21 protein-coding genes are annotated in these 24,520 nt (G+C 71.7%); all 21 read left to right on the plus strand.

Annotated elements, in window-relative coordinates; translation table 11 throughout:
* The first annotated feature begins 9 nt into the window (after nucleotides 1–9).
* The 21 genes from ABD295_RS04155 to ABD295_RS04255 all read left to right on the plus strand — a co-directional run bounded on the left by ABD295_RS04155 (nucleotide 10) and on the right by ABD295_RS04255 (nucleotide 24,478).
* Complete coding sequence (locus tag ABD295_RS04155) at nucleotides 10–1,785, plus strand: peptidoglycan D,D-transpeptidase FtsI family protein (RefSeq protein WP_344302366.1); 1,776 nt, start codon at nucleotides 10–12, stop codon at nucleotides 1,783–1,785.
* Between the two features lie 10 nt (nucleotides 1,786–1,795).
* Nucleotides 1,796–3,361, plus strand: coding sequence for a UDP-N-acetylmuramoyl-L-alanyl-D-glutamate--2,6-diaminopimelate ligase (locus ABD295_RS04160; RefSeq protein ID WP_486348081.1), 1,566 nt, complete (start codon nucleotides 1,796–1,798; stop codon nucleotides 3,359–3,361).
* On the plus strand, nucleotides 3,358–4,797 hold the full coding sequence (locus tag ABD295_RS04165; protein WP_344302367.1) for a UDP-N-acetylmuramoyl-tripeptide--D-alanyl-D-alanine ligase: 1,440 nt from the start codon (nucleotides 3,358–3,360) through the stop codon (nucleotides 4,795–4,797). Before ABD295_RS04160 ends, ABD295_RS04165 begins: the two co-directional genes overlap by 4 nt.
* Nucleotides 4,794–5,900 (plus strand): phospho-N-acetylmuramoyl-pentapeptide-transferase, encoded by a 1,107-nt coding sequence (gene mraY / locus ABD295_RS04170; RefSeq protein WP_344302368.1) that lies wholly within the window; start codon nucleotides 4,794–4,796, stop codon nucleotides 5,898–5,900. The genes ABD295_RS04165 and mraY overlap by 4 nt, the downstream gene beginning before the upstream one ends.
* Complete coding sequence (gene murD / locus ABD295_RS04175; RefSeq protein ID WP_344302369.1) at nucleotides 5,893–7,395, plus strand: UDP-N-acetylmuramoyl-L-alanine--D-glutamate ligase; 1,503 nt, start codon at nucleotides 5,893–5,895, stop codon at nucleotides 7,393–7,395. Before mraY ends, murD begins: the two co-directional genes overlap by 8 nt.
* Nucleotides 7,396–7,435: 40 nt before the next feature.
* Nucleotides 7,436–8,722, plus strand: a complete 1,287-nt coding sequence (gene ftsW, locus ABD295_RS04180; RefSeq protein WP_344302370.1) for a putative lipid II flippase FtsW — start codon at nucleotides 7,436–7,438, stop codon at nucleotides 8,720–8,722.
* Nucleotides 8,723–8,734: 12 nt separating this feature from the next.
* On the plus strand, nucleotides 8,735–9,814 hold the full coding sequence (gene murG / locus ABD295_RS04185; protein ID WP_344302371.1) for an undecaprenyldiphospho-muramoylpentapeptide beta-N-acetylglucosaminyltransferase: 1,080 nt from the start codon (nucleotides 8,735–8,737) through the stop codon (nucleotides 9,812–9,814).
* Nucleotides 9,811–11,229 carry a UDP-N-acetylmuramate--L-alanine ligase gene (gene murC / locus ABD295_RS04190; protein ID WP_344302372.1) on the plus strand — a complete coding sequence of 473 codons (1,419 nt, stop codon included), beginning with the start codon at nucleotides 9,811–9,813 and terminating at the stop codon, nucleotides 11,227–11,229. Before murG ends, murC begins: the two co-directional genes overlap by 4 nt.
* Nucleotides 11,222–12,037, plus strand: a complete 816-nt coding sequence (locus ABD295_RS04195; RefSeq protein ID WP_344302373.1) for a cell division protein FtsQ/DivIB — start codon at nucleotides 11,222–11,224, stop codon at nucleotides 12,035–12,037. The genes murC and ABD295_RS04195 overlap by 8 nt, the downstream gene beginning before the upstream one ends.
* Before the next feature lie 277 nt (nucleotides 12,038–12,314).
* On the plus strand, nucleotides 12,315–13,595 hold the full coding sequence (gene ftsZ, locus ABD295_RS04200) for a cell division protein FtsZ (RefSeq protein ID WP_344302374.1): 1,281 nt from the start codon (nucleotides 12,315–12,317) through the stop codon (nucleotides 13,593–13,595).
* Nucleotides 13,592–14,278, plus strand: coding sequence for a purine nucleoside phosphorylase YfiH/LACC1 family protein (locus ABD295_RS04205; protein ID WP_344302375.1), 687 nt, complete (start codon nucleotides 13,592–13,594; stop codon nucleotides 14,276–14,278). Before ftsZ ends, ABD295_RS04205 begins: the two co-directional genes overlap by 4 nt.
* Complete coding sequence (locus tag ABD295_RS04210) at nucleotides 14,275–14,973, plus strand: YggS family pyridoxal phosphate-dependent enzyme (RefSeq protein WP_344302376.1); 699 nt, start codon at nucleotides 14,275–14,277, stop codon at nucleotides 14,971–14,973. The genes ABD295_RS04205 and ABD295_RS04210 overlap by 4 nt, the downstream gene beginning before the upstream one ends.
* A 60-nt stretch (nucleotides 14,974–15,033) precedes the next feature.
* The gene (locus tag ABD295_RS04215; protein WP_344302377.1) at nucleotides 15,034–15,534 is read left to right on the plus strand and encodes a cell division protein SepF; all 501 of its coding nucleotides are present in this window, start codon (nucleotides 15,034–15,036) and stop codon (nucleotides 15,532–15,534) included.
* Between the two features lie 57 nt (nucleotides 15,535–15,591).
* On the plus strand, nucleotides 15,592–15,879 hold the full coding sequence (locus ABD295_RS04220) for a YggT family protein (RefSeq protein ID WP_344302378.1): 288 nt from the start codon (nucleotides 15,592–15,594) through the stop codon (nucleotides 15,877–15,879).
* A gap of 160 nt (nucleotides 15,880–16,039) precedes the next feature.
* Nucleotides 16,040–16,795 carry a DivIVA domain-containing protein gene (locus ABD295_RS04225; protein ID WP_344302379.1) on the plus strand — a complete coding sequence of 252 codons (756 nt, stop codon included), beginning with the start codon at nucleotides 16,040–16,042 and terminating at the stop codon, nucleotides 16,793–16,795.
* Nucleotides 16,796–17,017: 222 nt separating this feature from the next.
* Nucleotides 17,018–18,064 (plus strand): TraR/DksA C4-type zinc finger protein, encoded by a 1,047-nt coding sequence (locus ABD295_RS04230; RefSeq protein ID WP_344302380.1) that lies wholly within the window; start codon nucleotides 17,018–17,020, stop codon nucleotides 18,062–18,064.
* Nucleotides 18,037–18,630, plus strand: coding sequence for a signal peptidase II (gene lspA, locus ABD295_RS04235; RefSeq protein WP_344302381.1), 594 nt, complete (start codon nucleotides 18,037–18,039; stop codon nucleotides 18,628–18,630). The genes ABD295_RS04230 and lspA overlap by 28 nt, the downstream gene beginning before the upstream one ends.
* Complete coding sequence (locus ABD295_RS04240; protein WP_344302382.1) at nucleotides 18,627–19,565, plus strand: RluA family pseudouridine synthase; 939 nt, start codon at nucleotides 18,627–18,629, stop codon at nucleotides 19,563–19,565. Before lspA ends, ABD295_RS04240 begins: the two co-directional genes overlap by 4 nt.
* Entirely contained in the window at nucleotides 19,555–20,265 is a 711-nt protein-coding gene (locus tag ABD295_RS04245) for a GNAT family N-acetyltransferase (protein WP_344302383.1), read from the plus strand. Before ABD295_RS04240 ends, ABD295_RS04245 begins: the two co-directional genes overlap by 11 nt.
* 126 nt (nucleotides 20,266–20,391) lie before the next feature.
* Nucleotides 20,392–23,940, plus strand: coding sequence for a DNA polymerase III subunit alpha (dnaE, locus tag ABD295_RS04250; protein WP_344302384.1), 3,549 nt, complete (start codon nucleotides 20,392–20,394; stop codon nucleotides 23,938–23,940).
* A gap of 16 nt (nucleotides 23,941–23,956) precedes the next feature.
* Complete coding sequence (locus ABD295_RS04255) at nucleotides 23,957–24,478, plus strand: hypothetical protein (protein WP_344302385.1); 522 nt, start codon at nucleotides 23,957–23,959, stop codon at nucleotides 24,476–24,478.
* Nucleotides 24,479–24,520 lie beyond the last annotated feature (42 nt).

Consider the following 24,520-nt stretch of genomic DNA (forward strand, 5'->3'; position numbering starts at 1 on the left):
CGGCGCAGCGTGCGCTCCAGGCGCGGCTCGCCGCACGTGCGGTTGCGGGCCGGCTTCGTCGTCATCGCGATGGTGCTGTCGTTCTTCGGCGCCCGGCTGGTGCAGCTGCAGGCCATCGACCCACAGTCCTACGCCGACATGGCGGCCGCCGAGGGCTCGGTGGAGGTCGTGCTGCCCGCCGAGCGCGGCGAGATACTCGACCGCAACGGCATCGCGCTGGCCGGGTCGATCGAGGGCGTGATGATCGTCGCCGACCCGCTGTGGACCGCGCCCGACGCGAAGCCGCTGGCGCAGCTGCTGTCGACGAGCCTGGGGATCGACTACTTCGAGACCCTCGAGGCGTTGCGGGCCGACAGCCGCTTCGAGTACGTCGCGCGGCGGGTGCCCTCGACCCTGGCCAACGACGTCCTCGACGATGCGGAGGCCGAGGGCTACAAGGGGCTCTTCACCCGGCGCGACCCCGCCCGCGACTACCCCGCGCGTGACGTGGCGGCCAACCTGATCGGCTTCCTCGGGACGCCCGACCCCGAGGAGGGGGCTCGTCCACTGGCCGGCTTCGAGCTGACCTTCGACAAGCTCCTGTCCGGCAAGGACGGCTCCGCGCACTACCAGGTCAGCGGCGGCAACCGGATCCCGCTCGGCGTCAACACCATCGAGAAGGCGGTCGACGGCGACGACCTGCACACCACCATCGACCTCGACCTGCAGTGGTACGTCCAGCGCGTCCTCCGGCAGACCGTCGAGGACGCCGGCGGCTCGAGCGGCGTGGCCGTCGTGATGGACTCGCGCACCGGCGAGATCACCGCCCTCGCCGACTTCCCGACGTACGACGCCACCGAGCCCCTCGAGTCGCCCAAGTCGGCGTACGTCTCGCGCGCGCTGGCCGACGTCTACGAGCCGGGCTCGGTCGAGAAGGTGCTGACCATGTCGTCGCTGATCGACGCGGGCAAGGTGACGCCGCGCACCAAGCTGACGGTGCCGCCGCGGCTGTTCCGCCAGGACCGGCCGATCAAGGACTGGTTCCCTCACGACACCATCCGGCTCACGCTCGCTGGAGTGCTGGCCCAGTCGTCCAACATCGGCACGGTGCTGGCGGCCGACCAGTTCAGCCCGGCGGCGCTGAGCCGCTACCTGCACAAGTTCGGGCTCGGGAGCACGACGGGGATCGGCGTGCGCGGCGAGACCGCGGGCATCATCCCGGCCGGTCCGCTGCTGACCTCGCAGACCAAGGACCGGATGGCGTTCGGCCAGTCGCTGTCGGTCAACGCGATCCAGATGGCCGCGGCCGTCAACACCATCGCCAACGGTGGCGTCCGGGTGTCGCCGAGCATCATCGCGGGCGCGGCGACGACCGACGACGGCGTCGAGGTCGGCACCGACACCACGACGACGCGCCAGGTGATCAGCGCCGACGCGGCGAAGCAGACCATGAAGATGATGGAGAAGGTCGTCGACCCGGAGGACGGCGTCGCGCCCAGCGCGCAGGTGCCGGGCTACAGGGTCGCGGGCAAGACCGGCACCGCGCAGCGCGTCGGCAAGGAGTGCGGCTGCTACGACGGCACGTTCACGGTCTCCTTCGCCGGCTTCGCGCCGGCCGACGACCCCCGCTTCACCGTCTACGTCGTGGTGCAGGACCCCAAGAACGGCGGCGGTGGTGGCTCGGTCGGCGGTCCGGCGTTCAGCAAGATCATGAGCTACGCGCTGCGTCGCTACGCCGTCCCGCCGACGGGCACCAAGCCGTCCGACCTCCCCGTCGAATGGGGTCGGCCCACAGCCGACCAGTAACGTCCTGGCCGTGCCCGAACTGCCCGACGGAACAGTCCGGCCGGAGCACCCACCGCGTACGCCGCTGCGGGTCCTGGTCGATCGGCTGACCGATCGACCGGAGGTCGCTGCCGCCCTCGAGGGTGACGCCGAGACGTCCGTCACCGGCATCTCGCTGAGCTCGCAACGCATCCGCCCGGGCGACCTGTACGCCGCCCTCCCGGGCTCGCGCGCCCACGGCATCGCCTACCTCGACGACGCCGTCGCGGCCGGGGCGGTGGCGGTCCTGACCGATCCCGAGGGGGCGGCCGCGCTCGGGGGCCGGCGACCGGCCGTGGTGGTGGATCGGCCGCGCGACGTGCTTGGCCTGGTGTCGGCCGAGGTCTACGGCCACCCCACGGAACGGCTGCGCACGATCGGCGTCACCGGCACCCAGGGCAAGACGACGACCACCCGCCTCCTCGAGAGCGGGCTGCAGCGGGCGGGCGTCCCGAGCGCCGTCATCGGCACGATCGGCACGCGCGTGCTCGGTCATGACGTGAAGACCGCGCTCACCACGCCCGAGGCGCCCGACCTCCACGGGTTGTTCGCCCTCATGGTGGAGCGCGGTGTCGAGGCGTGCGCCATGGAGGTGTCCAGCCACGCCCTGGTGATGGGGCGCGTCGACGGCGTGGTCTTCGACGTCGCGGTCTTCACCAACCTCGGCCGCGACCACCTCGACTTCCACGCCGACGTCGAGGACTACTACCGCGCCAAGGCGTCGCTCTTCACGCCCGCGCGCGCCCGCCGGGCGCTGGTCAACTCCGCCGACGACTTCGGCCGTCGCCTGGTCGAGGAGACCGTCCTCCCCGTCCGCACCTACGCCGTCGGCGCCGACGCCGACTGGCAGGCCGTCGACGTCGTCCTCGACCCGTCCGGCTCGACCTTCACGGTCGTCGCACCCGACGGCGCCCGGATCGAGGCGGCCTGTCCGCTCCCAGGGGCGTTCAACGTGGAGAACGCACTGGCGGCCGTCGCGGCCGCGGGCGAGGCGGGGCTCGATGCGGCAGCGGTCGCCGCCGGGATCGCCGCCGGCGGTGGCGTCCCGGGGCGTCTCGAGCCGATCGACGAGGGGCAGCCGTTCCTGGCGGTCGTCGACTACGCCCACAAGCCCGACGCCGTCGAGGCGGCGATCCTCGCCCTGCGACCCCTTACCAGGGGACGCGTCATCGTCGTGCTCGGAGCCGGGGGCGACCGCGACCCCGGCAAGCGGCCGCTCATGGGGGAGATCGCCGCCCGGCTCGCCGACCTGCTGGTCGTCACCGACGACAACCCGCGCAGCGAGGACCCCGCGGCGATCCGTGCCGCGATGGTCGAGGGCGCGCGCGCCGCCCGGGCGGAGATGGCCCGGGCGGACAAGGGGAGCGTGGTCGAGGTGGGAGACCGGCGCGCGGCGATCCGGCACGCCCTGGCCGAGGCCCGGCCCGGCGACGTCGTCCTGGTCGCGGGCAAGGGGCACGAGACCGGCCAGGAGGTGGCCGGCGTGGTGCACCCCTTCGACGACCGCGACGTGGTCCGCACGGAGCTGGCGCGGCTGGCGTCCGGGGGCCCGACGTGATCGCCCTGACGCTGGCCGAGATCGCCGCGGTGACGCAGGGCGAGGTGCACGGCGATCCCGACGTGGTGGTCGACGCTCCGGCCACGCTCGACAGCCGGGCCGTCGAGCCGGGCGGGTTGTTCGTCGCCATCGCGGGAGAACGGGTCGACGGACACGACTTCGCCGCGGCTGCCGCGGACTCCGGGGCTGCCGCGGTGCTCGGGACCCGCGCGACGTCCGCTCCCACCGTGGTGGTGGCCGACGCCACCGAGGCCCTCGGTCGCCTGGCCCGGCACGTGCTGGGCCGGCTTCCTGGCGTGACCGTGCTCGCCCTCACCGGTTCGCAGGGCAAGACCGGGACGAAGGACTACCTCGCCGCCGTGCTCGCCGACGCCGGTCCGACCGTCGCCACCCAGGGCAACCACAACAACGAGCTCGGCGTCCCGCTCACCGTGCTGCGCGCCACCACCGACACGGCGTACCTCGTCGTCGAGATGGGCGCCCGTCACCGCGGCAACATCGCCTACCTCTGCGAGATCGCGCCCCCGCGCGTGGCCGCCGTGCTGAACGTCGGGACCGCCCACATCGGAGAGTTCGGCAGTCGCGAGGCGATCGCCCTCACCAAGGGCGAGATCGTCGAGGCGCTGCCCCCCGACGGGACCGCGGTGCTGTACGCCGGCGACCCGGTCACCCGGGAGATGGCGTCCCGCACCCGTGCCCGGGTGCTCACCTTCGGCCGCTCCGGAGCTCAAGGGGGAGACCACGGGGACGTGAGGGAGGAGGACGCGGAGGTCGACGAGGCCGCACGCTTCTCCTTCCGGCTCACCCACGGGGACGACTCCGCACCGGTCCGACTCTCCATGCCCGGCCACCACCAGGTGCTCAACGCGTGCGCCGCCGCAGCGATGGCGCTCGCCGTCGGCGTACCTCTCGACGCGGTCGCCGCCTCGCTGACCGCCGCCCGTCCGGACTCCCGGTGGCGGATGGAGATGACCGACCGCGCTGACGGGGTCACCGTCGTCAACGACGCCTACAACGCCAACCCCGACTCGATGCTCGCCGCGCTGGAGACCCTCAAGCTCATGGGTGAGGCCGGACGTCGGACCGTGGCCGTGCTCGGCGAGATGAAGGAGCTGGGGGAGCGGCACGGGCCCGAGCACCGTGCGGTCGGCCGGGCGGCGGCCCGCACCGGCGTCGACGTCCTCGTCGTGGTGGGGACGACGGCCTCCGGGATCTCCGAGGGCACCCGTGAGGGCCCCGAGTGGGACGGCGAGCTGGTCGAGGCGGCGGGGCGCGACGAGGCCCTGGCCTGGCTGCGCAACAATGTCCTGCCGGGCGACGTGGTGCTGGTCAAGGCCTCTCGAGGAGTCGCCCTCGAGCACGTCGCCGAAGGCCTGCTCGACGCCCCCGACAGCCCCGACAGCACTGCCGCCACGGAAGGAGCAGCCACGCCGTGAGAGCGATCCTCTTCGCCGGCGGCATCGCGCTCCTCATCTCGCTGCTCGGCACCCGCGTCGCGATCAACGTGCTGTCCAAGCGCGGCTACGGCCAGGAGATCCGCGAGGACGGCCCCACGACCCACCACACCAAGCGGGGCACGCCCACCATGGGCGGCATCGTGATCATCTCGGCGACGATCGTCGGCTACTTCGCGGCCAACCTGCTGACCGGCGGCTCCATCAGCGCATCGGCGCTCCTGCTCCTCTTCCTCTTCGTCGGGCTCGGCCTGGTCGGCTTCCTCGACGACTTCATCAAGATCGTGATGCAGCGCAACCTCGGGCTGCGCAGCGCGGCGAAGATGATCGGCCAGACCGTGATCGCCCTGGTCTTCGGTGTCCTCGCGCTGTCGCCCTGGCTGGAGGACGAGCACCACCGCCGGCCGGCGTCGCACCACCTGTCCTTCCTCAAGGACGTCGGCTGGGAGCTGCCGACCATCGTCGTGCTCGTCCTGATCTGGTTCTTCGTGACCGGCTTCAGCAACGCGGTCAACCTGACCGACGGCCTCGACGGTCTGGCGACCGGAGCCTCCGCGATGGTCTTCGGCGCCTACACGCTGGTGAACATCTGGCAGAACAACCAGTCGTGCGAGTCGCTCCCCGGCCCCAACTGCTACGAGGTCCGAGATCCCCTGGACCTCGCGATCGTGTCGGCCGCCATCATGGGCGCCTGCTTCGGCTTCCTGTGGTGGAACGCGTCGCCGGCCGCCATCTTCATGGGCGACACCGGGTCGCTGGCCCTCGGTGGCGCTCTGGCCGGGCTCGCCATCCTCACCAGGACCGAGCTGCTCCTTCTGGTCCTCGGCGGGCTGTTCGTCGTCGTCACGCTGTCGGTGATGATCCAGGTCAGCGTCTTCAAGGTGAGCCGGGGGAGCGCGCTGTTCCGCAAGGTCTTCCGGGTGAAGCCGGGCCATCGGGTCTTCCGCATCGCACCCATCCACCACCACTTCGAGATGATCGGCTGGGAGCAGGTCACCGTGGTGATCCGCTTCTGGATCATCACGGGGCTGTGCGTGGCCGCCGGTCTCGGCATCTTCTATGCGTCGTGGGTGGCGAGTGCCTGATCTCGAGCGCCTTGGTCAGCGCGACTCCTGGAACGGTGTCCGTGCGGTCGTGGCCGGCTTCGGCGTGTCCGGGTTCGCCGTCGCCGACACGCTGACGCACCTGGGTGCGTCGGTGGTCGTGCTGGGGGAGACGGAGTCGCCCGAGATCGCGGAGAGGGCCGAGCTGCTGCGCATCCTCGGCGCCGACGTGCGACTCGGCCCGGGTGTCGCCACGGCGCTGCCGGCCGACGCGGGCCACGTCGACCTGGTCGTGGTCTCCCCGGGCTTCCGCCCCGACGCGCCGCTGCTCACCGAGGCACGCGCAGCAGGGATCCCGGTCTGGGGCGAGGTCGAGCTCGCCTGGCGGCTCCGCGACACCGCGGCAGCTGGCGGCGCGGCCCCCTGGCTGTGCGTCACGGGCACCAACGGGAAGACCACGACGGTGCGGATGCTCGACGCGATCCTGCGGGCCGCCGGGCTGCGGAGCGATGCCGTGGGCAACGTCGGGCGACCGATCGTGGAGGCCGTCATGGATCCCGAGCCCTACGACGTGCTGGCTGTCGAGCTCTCCAGCTTCCAGCTCCACTACACCGACTCGATGGCCGCCGAGTCCGCTGCCGTCCTCAACATCGCCGAGGACCACCTCGACTGGTACGACGACATGGCGTCGTACGCCGCCGACAAGGGCCGGATCTTCGAGCGCGTGCGCCGCGCCTGCGTCTACAACGTGGACGACCCCGAGACCGAGCGGCTGGTCCGTGAGGCCGACGTCGAGGAGGGCGCGCGGGCCATCGGGTTCACGCTGGGCATCCCGTCGGTCGGGATGGTCGGTCTCGTCGACGACGTGCTGGCCGACCGGGCCTTCGTCGACGAGCGGCACAACAGCGCCGCCGAGCTCTGCACCCTGGCGGACCTCGACTGGGACGGGCGGGCGGGTAGATCGGGAGGCCCGGCCCCGCACGTCGTCGCCAACGCGCTCGCGGCTGCGGCCCTCGCCCGTGCGCACGGCGTCTCGCAGCAGGCCGTCCGCGACGGGTTGCGGGGCTTCCGGCCGGACGGCCACCGGATCAGCACCGTCGCGACGAACGAGGGCGTCACCTACGTCGACGACTCCAAGGCCACCAACCCCCACGCCGCCAGGGCCTCGCTGCAGGCCTACGACCCGGTCGTCTGGATCGCTGGCGGGCTCGCCAAGGGGGCGGTCTTCGACGACCTCGTCGCGTCGGTGCGGGACCGGCTGCGCGGCGTCGTGCTCCTTGGCCGCGACCGCGACGTCATTGCGGGCGCGCTTTCGCGACACGCGCCCGATGTGCCGGTCATCCTCCTGGACGACGGTGAGACTGGCCCTGATCAGTCACAACCAATGGACCGTGCCGTGAACGCCGCGCGCCGGCTCGCCCAGCCGGGCGACACCGTGCTCCTGGCGCCGGGGTGCGCGTCGATGGACATGTTCAGCGACTACGCCGCCAGGGGCGACGCGTTCGTCGCGGCAGTGCAGAGGACCAAGGGCCACTAGGCAGGATCCAGGGGCGACGGGAGAGGGGCAGCGGGAGCCGATGACGACGGCCGACACCGAGCGTCCCACCAGCACCCCCGCTCCGGACAACGGCGCCGGGCCGCGCGCCGCGCTCGGCCCGATCCAGTCGCTGCGCGCCGCGCAGGCTGCCGTCCAGCACGCGCTCGACCGGCCGCTCACCTCTTACTACCTCCTCCTAGGCTCCTCGGCGCTGCTGCTGACCATGGGCCTGATCATGGTGCTGAGCGCCTCGAGCGTGTACTCCTTCAAGTTCCACGACGGCAACAGCTATGCCGTCGTCGTCCGCCAGCTCACCTGGGTGCTGATCGGCCTGCCGTGCGCGTGGGTCGCCTCACGGATCCCGCACCGCTGGATCCGGCGCCTGGCCTGGCCGGGCTACTTCGTCTCCCTCTCGCTGCTCCTGCTCACCGCGTTCATCGGCGTCGAGCGCAACGGAAACCAGAACTGGCTGGCCTTCGGACCGGTCCAGATCCAGCCGTCCGAGATCGCCAAGCTGGCGCTGATCCTGTGGGCGGCGCACGTCTACGCCCACAAGGACCGCCGGCTGCGCAGCCTCCACGAGACGATGTTCCCCGTCGTCCCCGGCATGCTGCTGGCCACCGGGCTCGTGGTCTTCGGCAACGACCTCGGCACCGCCCTCGTGCTCTTCGCCATCCTGCTCGGCATGTTGTGGGTGGTCGGGGCCCCGGCGAGGTTCTTCGGGCTGTGCCTGAGCATCATGGCCGTGCTCGCCTTCGCCCTGGCCCGCACGAGCAGCGAGCGCATGGAGCGGATCCTCACCTTCACCGACCCGTTCCGCGACTTCCACGGGAGCGGCTGGCAGCCCGCGCACGGCCTCTACGCGCTCTCCAGCGGCGGCTGGTTCGGCGAGGGCATCGGCGCCAGTCGGCAGAAGTGGGGCGACCTGCCCGAGGCCCACACCGACTTCATCTTCGCGGTGCTCGGTGAGGAGCTCGGCCTGATCGGCACCCTGCTGATGATCGCGCTGTTCCTCACCGTCGCGTACGCCGCCGTGCGGGTCGCCCAGCGCAGCAACGACGCGTTCACCCGCTACATGACCTTCGGCATCGTCGTGTGGCTGCTCGGCCAGATGATGATCAACGTCGGCATGGTGCTGGCGCTGCTGCCCGTGATCGGCATCCCGCTGCCGCTGGTCTCCTACGGCGGCTCGGCCCTGGTGCCGTCGCTGGTCGCGCTGGGCCTGCTCGTGGGCTTCGCCCGCCGCGAGCCGCAGGCAGCCGCCGCGCTCGCCGCGCGGCGCCGCAACCGCTCGGCCGGCCTCAGCGCGGGGCGTCTGCCCAACTAACCTTCTACAACGATGCGCGTCCTCTTCGCCGGCGGCGGTACCGCCGGCCACACCTCCCCGCTCCTGGCGACCGCCGACGCCTTGCGCCGGATCGACCCGACCGTCGAGATCACCTGTCTGGGCACCCCTCGTGGTCTCGAGAACAGGGTGGTCCCCGCCGCTGGCTACGCCCTCGAGCTGATCCCGCCCGTGCCGCTGCCGCGACGGCCCTCGGGCGACCTGCTGCGGGTGCCCGGACGGCTCCGGGAGGCCGTCCAGGCGACGTACGACGTCCTGGACCGCGTCCGCCCCGACGTCGTCGTCGGCTACGGCGGCTACGTCTCGATGCCGGCGTACCTCGCGGCCCGGCGGCGCAAGCTGCCGCTCGTCGTTCACGAGCAGAACGCGCTGCCCGGCCTGGCCAACAAGGCCGGTGCCAGGTTCGCCACGCGCGTGGCGGTGAGCTTCCCGGGCACGCCGTTGCCGAAGGCGGAGTACGTCGGCCTGCCGATCCGCACCCTGATCTCGGGGCTCGACCGTGAGGCGTTGCGCGGCGAGGCGCGCGCGCACTTCGGGCTCGACGCCGATCGACCCACGCTGCTGGTGACGGGCGGGTCCCAGGGAGCCAGGCGGCTGAACCAGTCCGTCGCCGGCGCTGCTGCGGCGCTCACCCGGGCCGGGGTGCAGGTGCTGCACGTCGCCGGCCCCACGGGCGAAGCGGTGCCGGCCAACCCCGAGCCCGGCGTGCCCTACGTCGTGGTGCCCTTCGTCGAGCGCATGGACCTGGCGTACGCCGCCGCCGACCTCGTCGTGTGCCGGGCCGGTGCGTCCTCGGTCACCGAGGCCGCGGCGGTGGGCCTGCCCGCCATCTTCGTCCCGCTGCCGATCGGCAACGGGGAGCAGGCCCGCAACGCGCGACCGGTCGTCGAGGCCGGGGGAGCGCTGCTGATCGACGACGACGACCTGACCATCACGTGGGTGTCGGGCACGGTCCCGGGCCTCGCGACCGACGCGGCCCGGCTGCGCCGGATGGGCGCCCGCGCCGCCGGACTGGTGCCGCGCGACGCCGACGAGAAGCTCGCCCGCATCGTCCTGGAGACGGGGCACCCGTGAGGATTCCTGTGCCCGACGTGCTGCTGCCCGCCGACCAGCTCGGGAGGGTGCACTTCGTCGGCATCGGCGGCGCCGGCCTCTCCGCGATCGCCCGCATCATGGCGGCCCGGGGGATGCCGGTGACGGGCAGCGACGACCACGACACTCCTTTCCTGCCCGGCCTGCGCGAGCTGGGGGTGCCCTGCCACCTCGAGTACGCCGCCGACCACCTCGGCGCCGCGGACTCGGTGGTGGTGACGACGGCGGCGCGGGAGGACAACCCCGAGGTCGTCGAGGCCCGCCGGCGCGGCCTGCGCCTGCTGCCCCGCTCGGCCGGGCTCTGGTCGGTGATGGCCGGGAGCCGGGTCGTCGCGGTCGCAGGCACCCACGGCAAGACCACGACGACGTCGCTGCTCACCTCGGCGCTCGTCGCGGCCGGCGCGGACCCGACGTACGCCGTCGGCGGGATGCTCACCGCCACCGGCCGCAACGCCGACGCCGGCGCGGGCGACCTCTTCGTCGCCGAGGCCGACGAGAGCGACGGCGCCTTCCTGGTCTACCGGCCCTACGCCGCCGTCGTCACCAACGTCGCGGCCGACCACCTCGACGTGTGGGGGACCGAGGCGGCGTACCGCGCGGCCTTCGACGACTTCGCCGCCAGCGTGGATCCCGACGGCTTCCTGGTCTGCTGCATCGACGACCCCGGGGCACGCGCCCTCGCGGAGTCGTCCCGCGCCGCCGGTCGCCGCGTCGTGACGGTCGGGGAGGCTGGCGACGCCGACGTCCGCGCCACCGACATCTCCTTCGTCGGCTCGACGTCGACCTTCACGGTCCGGCGCGACGGTGCCGACGGGACGACCGTCCGCCTGCGGATCCCCGGCCGGCACTACGTCGTCGACGCGCTCGCGGCCCTGGTGATGGGGCTGGAGCTCGGCCACGACGTCGAGGGCCTGGTCTCCGGCCTCGAGTCCTTCAGCGGCTCCGGCCGGCGGATGGAGGCCAAGGGCGAGGCCGGCGGCGTCCGCGTCTACGACAGCTATGCCCATCACCCCCGCGAGATCGAGGCCGACCTCGAGGCCGCCCGGGCCGTGGCCGGCTCCGGTCGGCTGCTCGTCGTCTTCCAACCGCACCTGGTCTCCCGCACCCGCGTGTTCGGCCCCGACATGGGCCGTGCGCTCGGCGCAGCGGACGAGGTGGTCGTGCTCGACGTCTACGTCGCACGCGAGGAGGGCGACCCGGCGGTGACCCGCGCCCTCGTCGTCGACGCCGTGCCGCTGCCCGGCACGCACGTGCACCTGCCCGGCTCGCTCGACGAGGCCGCCGAGGTGGTGGCCGGACTGGCCGGGCCGGGTGACCTGGTGCTCACCCTCGGCGCCGGCGACGTGACCACGGTCGGCCCCGCGGTCCTCGCCGTCCTCGGGGGTGCGCGTGGCTAGCCTCCTCGGGAACCGTCGCGCCAGGGCCGGCAAGTCAGGCAGGGCCGCCGACGTCCCCAAGCCCGATCCGGCGGACGTCGAGGCGGCCCGGACCCGGCGGCGGTTCGCCCGCCGTCAGTGGCGTCGCAGGTGGCTCAGCTGGAAGCCCGTCCTCGCCGTCGTCCTCGTCCTGGCGCTGGTGGTCGGCGGGGTCTGGCTGGTGTTCTTCAGCCGCTACCTCTCCGTGCAGTCGGTGCAGGTGACCGGCACCGGACTCCTCACCGCCGACGACGTCCGTCACGCGGCGCGGGTCGCCCAGGACGAGCCGCTCGCCCGTGTGGATGTCGCCGCCGTGGAGCGACGCGTCGAGTCGCTGGCGCCCGTGGCCGACGCCACGGTGACGCGGCAGTGGCCGGACTCGGTGCGCATCTCCATCACCGAGCGCGTCGCGATCGCCGTCGTCGACATCGGCACCCGCATCCGCGGCATGGACGCGGACGGAGTCGTGTTCCGCGACTTCCCGCGCGCACCGCGCAACCTGCCGCTCGTGCGGACCAGCGGCAGCACGGGCGGAGAGGCGCTGCGCGAGGCCGCTCTCGTGGTCTCGGCCCTGCCACCCGCGCTGGCACGTCGCGTCGAGCACCTGCAGGTGGTCACCGTCGACCAGATCACCCTCGTGCTGCGCGACGGCCGGGAGGTGCTGTGGGGGAGCGCGGCCGAGTCCGACGCCAAGGCCGAGGTGCTCGTCGCCTTGCTGAAGGAGCAGGCGAAGTCCTACGACGTCAGCGTCCCCGGCGCGCCGACCACCTCCCAGCAGCCCCTCTCCTGACCCGGGGGTGTCGGAAATCTTTCGGGAAGCGCTCGTCGTCCCGCGTGTCTGCACGGGCTGGGGCGGCGGCGTCCCTACTGTCGTCACCAACAACAGGTTGACATAACTATAACCCTCAACCTCACGGTTAGGGTTCCCGGTCCGACACGGGGTGTGGCAGCCGACCAGCAGCACCTCGGGTGACTTCCCCGCACCCACCGCCGGTCACCGGCATCGAACCGATCAGGGTGACAAGGCACCGAGACCACTCGACACCAGCAGCGAAAGGCAAAGGACCGTGGCAGCAGCCCAGAACTACCTGGCCATCATCAAGGTCGTGGGGATCGGTGGCGGCGGCGTGAACGCCGTCAACCGGATGATCGAGGTCGGACTCAAGGGCGTCGAGTTCATCGCGATCAACACCGACGCGCAGGCCCTCCTCATGAGCGACGCCGACGTCAAGCTCGACATCGGCCGCGAGCTCACCCGCGGCCTCGGTGCGGGCGCCAACCCCGAGGTCGGCGCCAAGGCCGCCGACGACCACGCCGACGAGATCGAAGAAGTCATCAAGGGCGCCGACATGGTGTTCGTGACCGCTGGCGAGGGCGGCGGCACCGGTACGGGCGGCGCGCCGATCGTGGCCCGCATCTCGCGTTCGCTCGGTGCGCTGACCATCGGCGTGGTGACCCGGCCGTTCGCCTTCGAGGGCCGGCGCCGGGCCAACTCCGCCGAGGAGGGCATCGCCCAGCTGCGCGAGGAGGTCGACACCCTCATCGTGATCCCGAACGACCGGCTGCTCTCGATCAGCGACCGCAGCGTGTCGGTGCTCGACGCCTTCAAGCAGGCCGACCAGGTGCTCCTGCAGGGTGTCTCCGGCATCACCGACCTCATCACCACGCCCGGCCTGATCAACCTCGACTTCGCGGACGTGAAGTCCGTGATGGCCAACGCCGGCTCCGCCCTCATGGGCATCGGCTCGGCACGCGGGGAGGACCGGGCCGTGGCGGCCGCCGAGCAGGCGGTGTCGAGCCCGTTGCTCGAGGCCAGCATCGAGGGCGCGCACGGCGTGCTGCTCTCGATCGCGGGCGGGTCCGACCTCGGTCTTTTCGAGATCAACGAGGCAGCGGCGCTGGTGTCGCAAGCCGCCCACGCCGAGGCCAACATCATCTTCGGTGCGACCATCGACGACGCGCTCGGCGACGAGGTGCGGGTGACGGTGATCGCGGCCGGCTTCGACGGCGGCATGCCGCGTCGTCGCGACGAGGGCACGGTGCTGCGACGCCAGCCCCCGCCGCAGCAGACGCAGGCCGAGACCAAGGCGGCGGCGCAGCAGCTGGCCGAGCACAAGCAGCCGGTGTCCGTCGGTGCACCGCAGCAGAGCCAGTCCGGGCAGCAGCACCACTCCAATCAGTCAGGCCAGTCGGGCCAGTCGGGCCAGTACCGGGAGTTCGAGCCGTCCGGACCTGCTGGAGCAGCCACCGGCCCGGCCAAGGGGCAGCCTGCGCCGGCCCCGCAAGCCAAGCCTCGGCAGGTGCAGTTCGACGACGACGAGCTGGATGTGCCTGACTTCCTCAAGTGAGGTTCCTCTTCCGCGACTCGATGCAGGTCGGCAGCGGCAGCGTGCAGGTGGGATTCACCGACGCGCTGTCGCTGATCGACGACCTGGCCCTGGCCCGACGGACGGCGCTTGCCGAGGTCGCGGACGCGACCGGGAGCACGCCCTACGTCATGCACCAGGTCCACGGTGCCGACGTGCACCTGGTCGACGACGATCCCGTCGACGGTCCGCCGCCACGTGCTGACGCGATCGTGACGACGCGACGTGACGTGGCCCTGTTGACGCGCGCCGCCGACTGCGTGCCCGTGCTGCTGGCCACTGCCGAGGGCACGGTCGCCGCTGTGCACGCGGGCCGCCTGGGTGTCCAGCTCGGCGTCCTCCCCGCGGCCCTCGCCCGACTCCGTGCGCTGGGCGCCGGCGACGTCACCGCCTGGGTCGGTCCGCACATCTGCGGCGGCTGCTACGAGGTGCCGGCCGACCTGCGCGACGAGGTCGCCGCAGTGGTGCCGGCGACCCGCGCGACCACGACGTGGGGGACTCCCGCGCTCGACCTGGGCGCCGGGGTCCGCGCGCAGCTCGAGGCGGGCGGCTGCCGGGTCGTCGAGGTCGGCCGCTGCACGCGGGAGGACACGGCGCTGCCGTCGTACCGCCGCGAGGGCGCAGCGGCCGGTCGCCTCGCGGGCGTCGTCTGGAGGACCGGATGACACGCGCGCAGGAGATCGAGACGAACCTGACCACGGTCCGGGACCGCATCGAGCGCGCGTGCGCCGCTGCCGGCAGGGACCCCCGAGAGGTCACCCTCGTCGTCGTGACCAAGTACTTCCCGGCCGCCGACGTCCGCGCCCTCGCCGACCTGGGTGTCACCGACGTGGGTGAGAACCGCCACCAGGAGGCCGAGGCCAAGGCCGCGGAGTGCGCCGACCTCGGCCTGCGCTGGCACTTCATCGGGGGGCTGCAGAGCAACAAGGCAGCGGCGGTGGCGGCGTACGCCGACGTCGTCGAGTCCGTCGACCGCGCGAAGCTCGTCAGTGGCCTGCAGCGCGGCGCCCACGACCGCGCGCGCCCGCTCGACTGCCTGCTCCAGGTCAGCCTCGACCCGCCAGGCGCCGAGGGACGGTCGGGCGCCGACCCTGCCGACCTCGACGCCCTGGCGTCCCTGGTCGAGCAGCAGGGGATGCTCTGCCTGCGTGGGCTGATGGCCGTCGCCCCGCTCGGCGCGGACCCCGCCCTGGCCTTCGCGCGGCTGGCCGAGGTGCGGCGCGAGTTCGTGGCCACCTGGCCGCAGGCCACCGTGCTGTCCGCGGGCATGAGCGCCGACCTCGAGCCGGCCGTCGAAGCCGGCGCGACACACGTGCGCATAGGCTCCGCGGTCCTCGGTCCGAGGCCTCCAGCCGGGTAGGGTCGCGCACAGACAGCAGCGCCGGAGAACCACCGGTGCCGGATCTCCTAAGGACCAGTCATGGCGAGCGCGATGCGCAAGATCGGCGAGTACCTCGGCCTCCTCGAGGACACCGGCCGGTTCGACGAGTACGACGACTCCTACGACGACTACGACGAGGCCCGCGACGAGCGCCAGCCGCGCTCGGTCGAGCGAGCGGAGCGGCGTCGCGACGGGCGTCCCGCGCCGGTGACCGATCTCGCCGAGCGTCGCCAGCGCCCGGTGCAGAGCACCGTGGCCGAGCTGTCCCTGATCACCACGCTGCACCCGCGCACCTACAACGAGGCGCGCACCGTCGGCGAGCACTACCGCGACGGCACGCCGGTGATCATGAACCTCTCCGAGATGGACGACAACGACGCCAAGCGCCTGGTCGACTTCGCCGCCGGTCTGGTCTTCGCCACCCGCGGCACGATCGAGCGGGTGACCAACAAGGTCTTCCTGCTGTCGCCGCCCAACGTGAGCGTCGCCGCTGAGGACAAGCGACGCATCGCCGAGGGCGGGTTCTTCAACCAGAGCTGACCGGCAGCGGTCCACCTCCTTGATCACGCGCTTGGTCACGTCCGACAGACTCACGCCATGAGCGTCGTCTGGCAGGTGCTGCACGGCCTGCTGTGGTTCTTCATCGCCTTTCTGTGGGTGCGCTTCGTCTTCGACTGGGTGCAGGTGTTCGCGCGCAGCTGGTCACCGCGAGGGCCGCTCCTGGTGATCCTCGAGGTCGTCTACTCGGTCACCGACCCACCGATCAAGGCGCTGCGGCGCTTCATCCCCCCGCTGCGCATCGGGAACTTCGCCCTGGACCTCAGCTTCATCCTGGTGCTCGTGGCGGCCTACATCCTGCTTCAGGTCACGGCGTCCTTGATCTGAGCGTCGCGGTTCGAGCGAGGCAGAAGGTCGCGCCGGTCGAGACCTCCGGGGGAGACCGGACCCACAGGGGGTCGGTGGCTCGGACCCCCCACCAGCAGGCGCTATTGTTCGGCGGTAGGTATTGATGGAAGCACGACACGACGACTGAATGGGTGAGGTCATGCCGCTGACGCCTGAGGACGTGAGCAACAAGCGCTTTACTCCCGTCCGGCTCCGTGAGGGCTACGACATGGGGGAGGTCGACCAGTTCCTCGACGAGGTGGAGGCCGAGCTGGCGCGGCTCACGAAGGAGAACGAGGACCTGCGGGCCAAGCTCTCCTCCGCCCAGGCCGGCGCACCGATGGCCGCGCCCGCCCCCGCTTTCGAGGAGCGCGCGGCCGAGCCGGAGCCCGAGCCGGAGCCGGAGCCCGAGCCAGAGCCGGAGCCCGCACCTGTGGCTGTCGCCGCGCCGGTCGAGACGGTGCGCGTCGAGACCGTGCCCGAGGCCTCCAACGCGGCGGCCCGGCTCCTCGAGATCGCCACGCGCAACGCCGACCAGCTGGTCGACGAGGCCAAGAACGAGGCCGACCGCATCGTCGGTGAGGCCCGCACCAAGGCCGAGCGGCTCGAGTCCGAGGCCAAGACCAAGGCCGACAAGCTCGAGGCCGACGCCCGCACCCGCTCGCAGATGCTCGACAGCGAGACCTCCGAGCGCCGCAAGCAGATGTTCGGCGCGCTCGAGCAGGAGAGGGAGAAGCTCAACGGCGAGGTCGAGAGCCTGCGCTCCTTCGAGCGCGAGTACCGCTCCCGCCTCAAGAGCTACTTCAGCCAGCAGCTGGAGGCCCTCGAGACGACGCACGAGGCACCCAGCCCTGAGGGGGTCGGCGCGCCGGCTCCGAAGCGGCTGCGGTCCATCCTGGGCGAGGACGAGGTCTGAGCCTCACCCCTGGGGAGGGGCTCGCGCTCACCCCTAGGTAGATGCCGTACGACGGCCGGCCCCACTCGGGGCCGGCCGTTCGGCATTTCCTGGGCTTTCGCGGCCTGACCAGCGCGTTCGCGGAGTGGCGCGGCGGTTTGAGTAGGCCTCCGGCAGCGGCTACGCTCCCCGCGTCTGTGGCACCGGCCGCAGGCTCTCGGTAGCAGGAGGGTCTACTTCTCCATGGTGCGCAAGACAGCCCGATCGACAGCAGGGGCGCTGGCGGGCTCGGCCCGCGCCGCGGCCAAGAAGGTTCTATCGCGGGGCTCCTCGACTGCCAAGAAGGCGGCCCCGGCGAAGAAGGCGGCCCCGGCGAAGAAGGCGGCCCCGGCGAAGAAGACAGCCCCGGCGAAGAAGACAGCCCCGGCGAAGAAGACAGCCCCGGCGCCGGCCAAGAAGGCGGCCCCGGCCAAGAAGGCGGCCCCGGCCAAGAAGGCGGCCCCGGCCAAGAAGGCGGCCCCGGCCAAGAAGACGGCGCCGGCCAAGAAGGCGGCCCCGGCCAAGAAGGCGGCCCCGGCCAAGAAGGCGGCCCCGGCCAAGAAGGCGGCCCCGGCCAAGAAGGCGGCCCCGGCCAAGAAGGCGGCCCCGGCCAAGAAGGCGGCCCCGGCCAAGAAGACGGCCCCGGCCAAGAAGACGGCCCCGGCCAAGAAGACGGCCCCGGCCAAGAAGGCGGTCCCGGCCACCGCGACTCCGACCAAGCCCGTCAAGACCGCCACCACGAAGAAGGCTCCTTCCCCTGTGACCAAGGCTCCGCAGACCTCCACCAGCCCGGCCGCGAAGGCTCCCGCCAAGAAGTCGACCCCGCCCGCCAAGGCGGTCGGCAAGAAGGCCGCCCCCAGCGCGCTCGTCGTCAAGGAGGGCGAGGAGCGGTGGTCCAAGGCCGAGCTCGACGAGGTCCTGCACGACCTCCACGAGCACCGCGACCGCCTCACCGTGCTGCTGCACGAGCAGGAGGACGACCTGGCCGCGCTGATGCGCGACGCGGGTGACGGCGCGGGCCACGACCAGGCCGACATGGGCGCGACGAGCTTCGAGCGCGACCAGGAGCTCGTGGTCGTCAACAACGAGCGCGAGATGCTCGCCCAGATCGAGCGTGCACTGGCCCGCATCGACGACGGCACCTACGGCGTCTGCGAGTCGTGCGGCAGCCCCATCGGCAAGATGCGGCTGATGGCGTTCCCGCGTGCCACACTCTGCCTGACATGCAAGCAGCGCGAGGAGCGTCGCTGAACTCCAGCGCCGCGGCCGACGGGGCCGACACCGCCGCAGCAGGGGCGACCGGTCGCCGCTACCGGCTGATCTTCGCGAGCGTCTTCCTGACCGCGTACGCCGCCGACGTGCTGAGCAAGGTCTGGGCCGTCGAGGCGCTCGAGACCCGCACCATCGACGTCGTGGGCGAGTGGTTCCAGCTGCACCTCGTGCGCAACCCCGGAGCCGCGTTCAGCACGGCCACGTCGCTGACGCCGGCGCTGAGCACGCTCGCGATCGCGGCGGCCTGCGTCGTCCTCTTCGTGGCGCGCCGCGTCGGCAGCACACCCTGGGCCTGGAGCCTCGGGCTGCTCATGGCGGGCATCACCGGCAACCTGACCGACCGGCTCTTCCGGGACCCCGGTCCGATGCGCGGGCACGTCATCGACCTCTTCATGGTGCCAAACTGGCCGGTCTTCAACGTCGCCGACATCTGCATCAACGTCGGGGCGGGCCTGGCGCTGCTCACGACTTTCCGCGGGTTCGCCGTCGACGGCAGCCGCGTGGTCGACAACAAGGCCGAGGACCCCGCGGAGCCGGGCTCGTGACCGGGGCGGTCGACCACCGCACGGTGCTCGTCCCCGAGGGGCTGGCGGGCGAGCGGGTCGACGCTGCCATCGCCCGGATGTTCGGTGTCTCGCGCAGCCGCGCGGCGGAGCTCGTGAGCGAAGGTCACGTCCACGTCGACGGCGCGCAGGTGGCCAAGAGCCATCGGGTGCACCCCGGGACGACCCTCGACGTGACGATCCCGAGCCTGGCCGACCCCCTCGAGGTCGTGCCGCAGATCGTCGAGGGGATCCGGATCATCCACGACGACGACTCCATCGTGGTCATCGACAAGCCCGTCGGCGTCGCCGTGCACCCATCTCCCGGCTGGCGCGGGCCGACGGTGGTCGGTCACCTCGTCGCCGCGGGGTTCCGCATCGCCACGAGCGGTGCCTCCGAGCGGCAGGGCATCGTCCAGCGCCTCGACGTCGGCACCTCGGGCGTCATGGTCATCACCAAGTCGGAGCACGGCTACTCGATCCTCAAGAACGCGTTCCGCCACCGCACGGTCGACAAGACCTACCACGCGCTGGTCCAGGGGCACCCCGATCCGTTCGAGGGCACGATCGACGCGCCGATCGGCCGGCACCCGGGCGCCGACCACAAGTTCGCGGTGCTGGCCGACGGGCGGCCTTCGGTGACCCACTACAAGACGCTCGAGGCCCACCGGTTCGCCTCGCTGCTCGAGGTGCACCTCGAGACCGGTCGCACCCACCAGATCCGCGTGCACATGGCCGCCCTCAAGCACCCGTGCGTGGCCGACCTGCACTACGGCGCCGACCCTGTGCTGGCGCAGCGGCTCGGCCTGCGTCGTCAGTGGCTGCACGCAGTCCGGCTGGGTTTCGTGCACCCCGACTCGGGGGAACACGTCGAGTTCGAGTCCCCCTATCCCGACGACCTCGCTGCGGCGCTCGAGATCATCCGTGATGCCCACTGAGCTCTCGTTGCGTCCGGCACGTGAGGACGAGGCGGACGCGGTCGCGGCCGTCTACCTCGCCGCTCGTCGCGAGGCGGCGATGCCGCCCGGCATCCACCCCGAGCACGAGGTCCGCGCCTGGCTCGCGGGCCGGCTGCGTGACGACGAGGTGTGGGTCGCGGAGACTCCCGAGACGCAGTCGGGTCGGCTGGCGGCGTACGCCCGGATGACCGAGACCTGGCTCGACGACCTGTACGTCGCGCCGGAGCACGCCCGGCAGGGCATCGGGTCGGCCCTGCTCGACCTGGTGAAGAGCCGGCGGCCCGACGGCTTCTGCCTGTGGGTCTTCGAGATGAACGTCCCTGCGCGAGCGTTCTACGCCCGGCACGGCCTGGTCGAGCTGGAGCGCACCGACGGCGAGGGCAACGAGGAGAAGGCGCCCGACGTCCGGATGGCCTGGCCGGGACAGGATCCGCTGGCGTTCTTCCGGGGCCTCATCGACGACGTGGACGACCAGCTCGGCGACCTGCTCGCCCGGCGGGTGGCGCTGACCCGCGAGGTCCAGCTGCTGAAGGCCGGAGGCGGCGCCGAGCCGCGCGACCCCGAGCGGGAGCGCCAGATCGCGGCCAGGCTGGCCGTTCGGGCGCCGGAGCTGGGGGAGGAGCGGCTCGCGTGGATCGTGCACGCGATCGTGAGCGCTTCGCTCGACGCCACACGGTGACTGTCGGCGGTTGCTGTCACGCTGGGCGACGCCCCTCGCGTAGGCTGACGGCTCTTCCCCTTCCGGCCGCACAGCCTGCGGCAGTTCCCGTGTGCCCGCCCGACCCGTTGGGAGAAGACGCGTCCCTTGTCCGATCGCCGCGACTCTGACTTCGTCCACCTGCACGTCCACACCGAGTACTCCATGCTCGACGGGGCGGCGCGGCTGGGCGACCTGGCCGGGCGGGTGGCGGAGCTGGGGATGCCTGCGGTCGCGATGACAGACCACGGCAACGTCTTCGGGGCCTACGAGTTCTACCGCAAGGCCACCGACGCCGGGGTCAAGCCGATCATCGGCATGGAGGCCTACTTCACGCCCAACACCAGCCGCTACGACCGCAAGCGGGTCAACTTCTACAAGGGCGGTCCCGACGACGTCTCCAACCGCGGCGCCTACACCCACATGACGTTGCTCTCGGAGTCGACCGAGGGCATGCACAACCTCTTCCGCATCTCCACGGGCGCGTGGCGCGACGGCTTCTTCCAGGCGGCGCGCGCCGACCGCGAGCTGCTGGCCCAGCACAACCGCGGCATCATCGGGACGACGGGCTGCCCGAGTGGCGAGGTGCAGGTGCACCTGCGCCACGGCCAGTACGACGCGGCGCGGCGGGCCGCGGGCGACTTCGTCGACATCCTCGGCCGCGACAACTACTTCGTCGAGCTGATGGACCACGGCCTGCCGCTCGAGACCAGGGTCCGCGACGGGCTGCTCAAGCTGTCCAAGGACCTGCAGATCGGCCTGGTCGCCACCAACGACTCCCACTACGTCCTCCAGTCCGACGCTCCGAGCCAGGAGCACCTGCTCTGCATCAACTCCGGCTCCACGATGGACATCCCGGCCGGTGACGGCCCTGGGCAGCGGTTCGCGTTCAGCGGCACGGGCTACTACGTCAAGACCGCGGCCGAGATGCGCGAGCTGTTCCGCGACGTGCCCGAGGCCTGTGACAACACGCTGCTGATCGCCGAGCGCTGTGACGTGAGCTTCACCGAGGGAGTCGGCACCTACATGCCGAAGTTCCCCTGCCCTCCGGGGGAGACCGAGGAGTCCTGGCTGGCCAAGGAGGTCGTCCGCGGTCTCGCGGTCCGCTATCCCGCGGGCGTCCCTGAGCGGGTGCGCACCCAGGCCGACTTCGAGATCGGCGTCATCACCCAGATGGGCTTCTCGGGCTACTTCCTCGTCGTCGCCGACTTCATCAACTGGGCCAAGAACAACGGCATCCGCGTCGGTCCGGGTCGCGGCTCCGGCGCCGGCTCGATGGTCGCCTACGCGATGCGGATCACCGACCTCGACCCGCTCGTGCACGGCCTGATCTTCGAGCGGTTCCTCAACCCCGACCGCGTGTCCATGCCCGACTTCGACATCGACTTCGACGAGCGCCGGCGCGGCGAGGTCATCAAGTACGTCACGGACAAGTACGGCGACGACCGCGTCTCCTACATCGTCACCTACGGCACCATCAAGGCCAAGCAGGCCGTCAAGGACTCCAGCCGCATCCTGGGCTACCCCTTCGCCATGGGCGACCGCATCACCAAGGCGATGCCGGCGCCGGTGATGGGCAAGGACGTCCCGCTCAAGGACATCTTCGAGCCCACCCACGGCCGCTACTCCGAGGGTGGGGAGTTCCGCTCGCTCTACGACAGCGAGGCCGACGTCAAGCGCGTCGTCGACACCGCGATGGGCATCGAGGGGCTCAAGCGCCAGTGGGGTGTGCACGCAGCCGGCGTGATCATGTCCAGCGAGCCGTTGCTCGACGTCATCCCACTGCTGAAGCGGCCGTCCGACGGCGCGATGATCACCCAGTTCGACTACCCGACCTGCGAGTCGCTCGGGCTCATCAAGATGGACTTCCTGGGGCTGCGCAACCTCACCGTGCTCGACGACGCCCTGGTCAACATCCGGGTCAACCGCGGCGAGGAGGTGGTGCTCGAGGAGCTCGAGCTCACCGACCCGGCGACGTACGCCCTGCTCCAGCGCGGCGACACGCTCGGCGTCTTCCAGCTCGACGGCGGCCCGATGCGCGCGCTGCTGCGCTCGATGCGTCCCGACAAGTTCGAGGACATCTCCGCGGTCGGCGCGCTCTACCGGCCCGGTCCGATGGGGGCCGACTCGCACAACAAGTACGCGCGCCGCAAGACCGGTCGCGAGGCGGTGGACGCCATCCACCCCGAGCTCGCCGAGCCGCTGGCGGAGATCCTGGGGGAGACCTACGGCCTGATCGTCTATCAGGAGCAGGTCATGGCGATCGCCCAGAAGGTCGCGGGCTACACGCTGGGCCAGGCCGACCTGCTGCGCCGGGCGATGGGCAAGAAGAAGAAGTCCGAGCTGGACAAGCAGTTCGAGATCTTCTCGGCCGGCATGCAGTCCAACGGCTTCTCCATGCGTGCCGTGCAGACGCTGTGGGACATCCTGCTGCCGTTCTCGGACTACGCCTTCAACAAGGCGCACTCCGCGGCCTACGGTCTGGTGTCGTACTGGACGGCCTACCTCAAGGCCAACTACCCCGCCGAATACATGGCGGCCCTGCTCACCAGCACCCGCGACGACAAGGACAAGTCGGCGATCTACCTCAACGAGTGCCGGCGGATGGGCATCCAGGTCCTCCCACCCGACGTCAACGAGTCGCACGCCAACTTCACGCCGGTGGGCCACGACATCCGCTTCGGCCTCACGGCCGTGCGCAACGTCGGTGCCAACGTCGTCGAGCGCATCGTCGAGGCACGCGAGAGCGGCGGCCGCTTCGACAGCTTCAACGACTTCATGGACCGCATCCCTGTCCTGGTGTGCAACAAGCGCGTCATCGACTCGCTGGTCAAGGCCGGTTCCTTCGACGAGATGAAGCACCTGCGCCGTGCGCTCAACCTCGTGCACGAGGAGGCCGCGGAGCGCTACGCCGAGGCCAAGCGCAACGACGACGGCGGCCAGGACTCCCTGATGGCGATGCTCGGCATGGAGGAGCAGGGCGGCGCGGCCCTGCACGTGACCATCCCGGAGGTCGAGGAGTGGGACAAGATGACCCTCCTCGGCCACGAGCGGGAGATGTTGGGCCTCTACGTCTCCGACCACCCGCTGATGGGACTCGAGCACGTCCTCGCCCAAGGGACCGACGCCACCATCGGCCAGCTGCTCGTCGACGAGGAGCGCGGCGACGGCTCGCCGGTCACCATCGCCGGCCTGGTGACGTCGGTCCAGCGCAAGGTCAACAAGCGCGGCGACACCTGGGCGATCGTGACGCTGGAGGACCTGGACGGCGCGATCGACATCCGCTTCTTCGCCTCGTCCTACCAGCTCGCGAGCACCTACCTCACCGAGGACGCGATCCTCACCGTGAAGGGCAACTTCAAGCGCGAGGACGACCAGGTCTCGCTGATCGGCCAGAGCATCAGCGTCCCCAACCTCAGCGACGGCCCGACCGGCCCGGTCGTGATCAGCCTGGCGGTCACGCGGTGCACCCCACCGGTGGTCGCGCAGCTCAAGGACATCCTGGCCACCCACCCAGGCATGACCGAGGTGCGCCTGAACCTCCGGGCCCGCGAGGGCACCAAGGTGCTCAGGCTGCCCGACCGGCGGGTGTCCCCGAGCCCCGCGCTCTTCGCCGACCTCAAGCAGCTCCTCGGGCCGGGGTGCCTGACCGGGTGAGCGCCTCCTGATGTCCGTGGGTCGACGCCTCGCGCGACTGCTGGTGGTGCTGGTCGCGTTCGCCGTGTCCGGCGTGCTCGCGGGCGTGGTGTGGCACGCGCTCTGGACGCCGCCGAGCGGCGTGTACTACCACGACGAGTGGGTCATCGACGCCGCGGGCGCCCCGCAGGACGTGGGCGGCACAGCGCTCTACGTCGTCGTGGGCCTGGTCGCGGGCCTCGTGGTCGGCTTCGCAGTCACGCTGACCAGCCGTCGCGACGAGATGCTGGTGCTGGCGGCTGTCGCCGTCGGCTCCGGGGTCGCGGGGGCGCTGATGGCGATCACCGGCCATGCGTTGGGCCCGCCCGACCCGCGCCCGCTCGCTGCCGGCCAGAAGGACTTCACCGCCGCCGATGCCGACCTGCGCGTGGAGGGCACGTCGCCCTACGTCGCCTACCCCGCGGGCGCCTTGAGTGCCGCCACCGCGTCCTTCCTGCTGCTCAACGGGCCGCGCCGGAGGGATCCGGAAAACCGCTTCGAAGCGGAACCCGACGAGTAGTCTCGTCGTCGGATCGACGTCACCGCACTGGTCGAAGGCACC

It is taken from the genome of Nocardioides bigeumensis (assembly GCF_039531755.1).
GTDB classification, from domain to species: Bacteria; Actinomycetota; Actinomycetes; order Propionibacteriales; family Nocardioidaceae; genus Nocardioides; species Nocardioides bigeumensis.

Bases quoted from the DNA above. Each gene is read 5' to 3' on its own strand.
- ftsW (WP_344302370.1), top strand. From the start codon at position 7,436: ATGACGACGGCCGACACCGAGCGTCCCACCAGCACCCCCGCTCCGGAC.
- murG (WP_344302371.1), top strand. From the start codon at position 8,735: ATGCGCGTCCTCTTCGCCGGCGGCGGTACCGCCGGCCACACCTCCCCG.
- ABD295_RS04210 (WP_344302376.1), top strand. From the start codon at position 14,275: ATGACACGCGCGCAGGAGATCGAGACGAACCTGACCACGGTCCGGGAC.
- ABD295_RS04215 (WP_344302377.1), top strand. From the start codon at position 15,034: ATGGCGAGCGCGATGCGCAAGATCGGCGAGTACCTCGGCCTCCTCGAG.
- ABD295_RS04220 (WP_344302378.1), top strand. From the start codon at position 15,592: ATGAGCGTCGTCTGGCAGGTGCTGCACGGCCTGCTGTGGTTCTTCATC.
- ABD295_RS04225 (WP_344302379.1), top strand. From the start codon at position 16,040: ATGCCGCTGACGCCTGAGGACGTGAGCAACAAGCGCTTTACTCCCGTC.
- ABD295_RS04230 (WP_344302380.1), top strand. From the start codon at position 17,018: ATGGTGCGCAAGACAGCCCGATCGACAGCAGGGGCGCTGGCGGGCTCG.
- lspA (WP_344302381.1), top strand. From the start codon at position 18,037: ATGCAAGCAGCGCGAGGAGCGTCGCTGAACTCCAGCGCCGCGGCCGAC.
- ABD295_RS04245 (WP_344302383.1), top strand. From the start codon at position 19,555: ATGCCCACTGAGCTCTCGTTGCGTCCGGCACGTGAGGACGAGGCGGAC.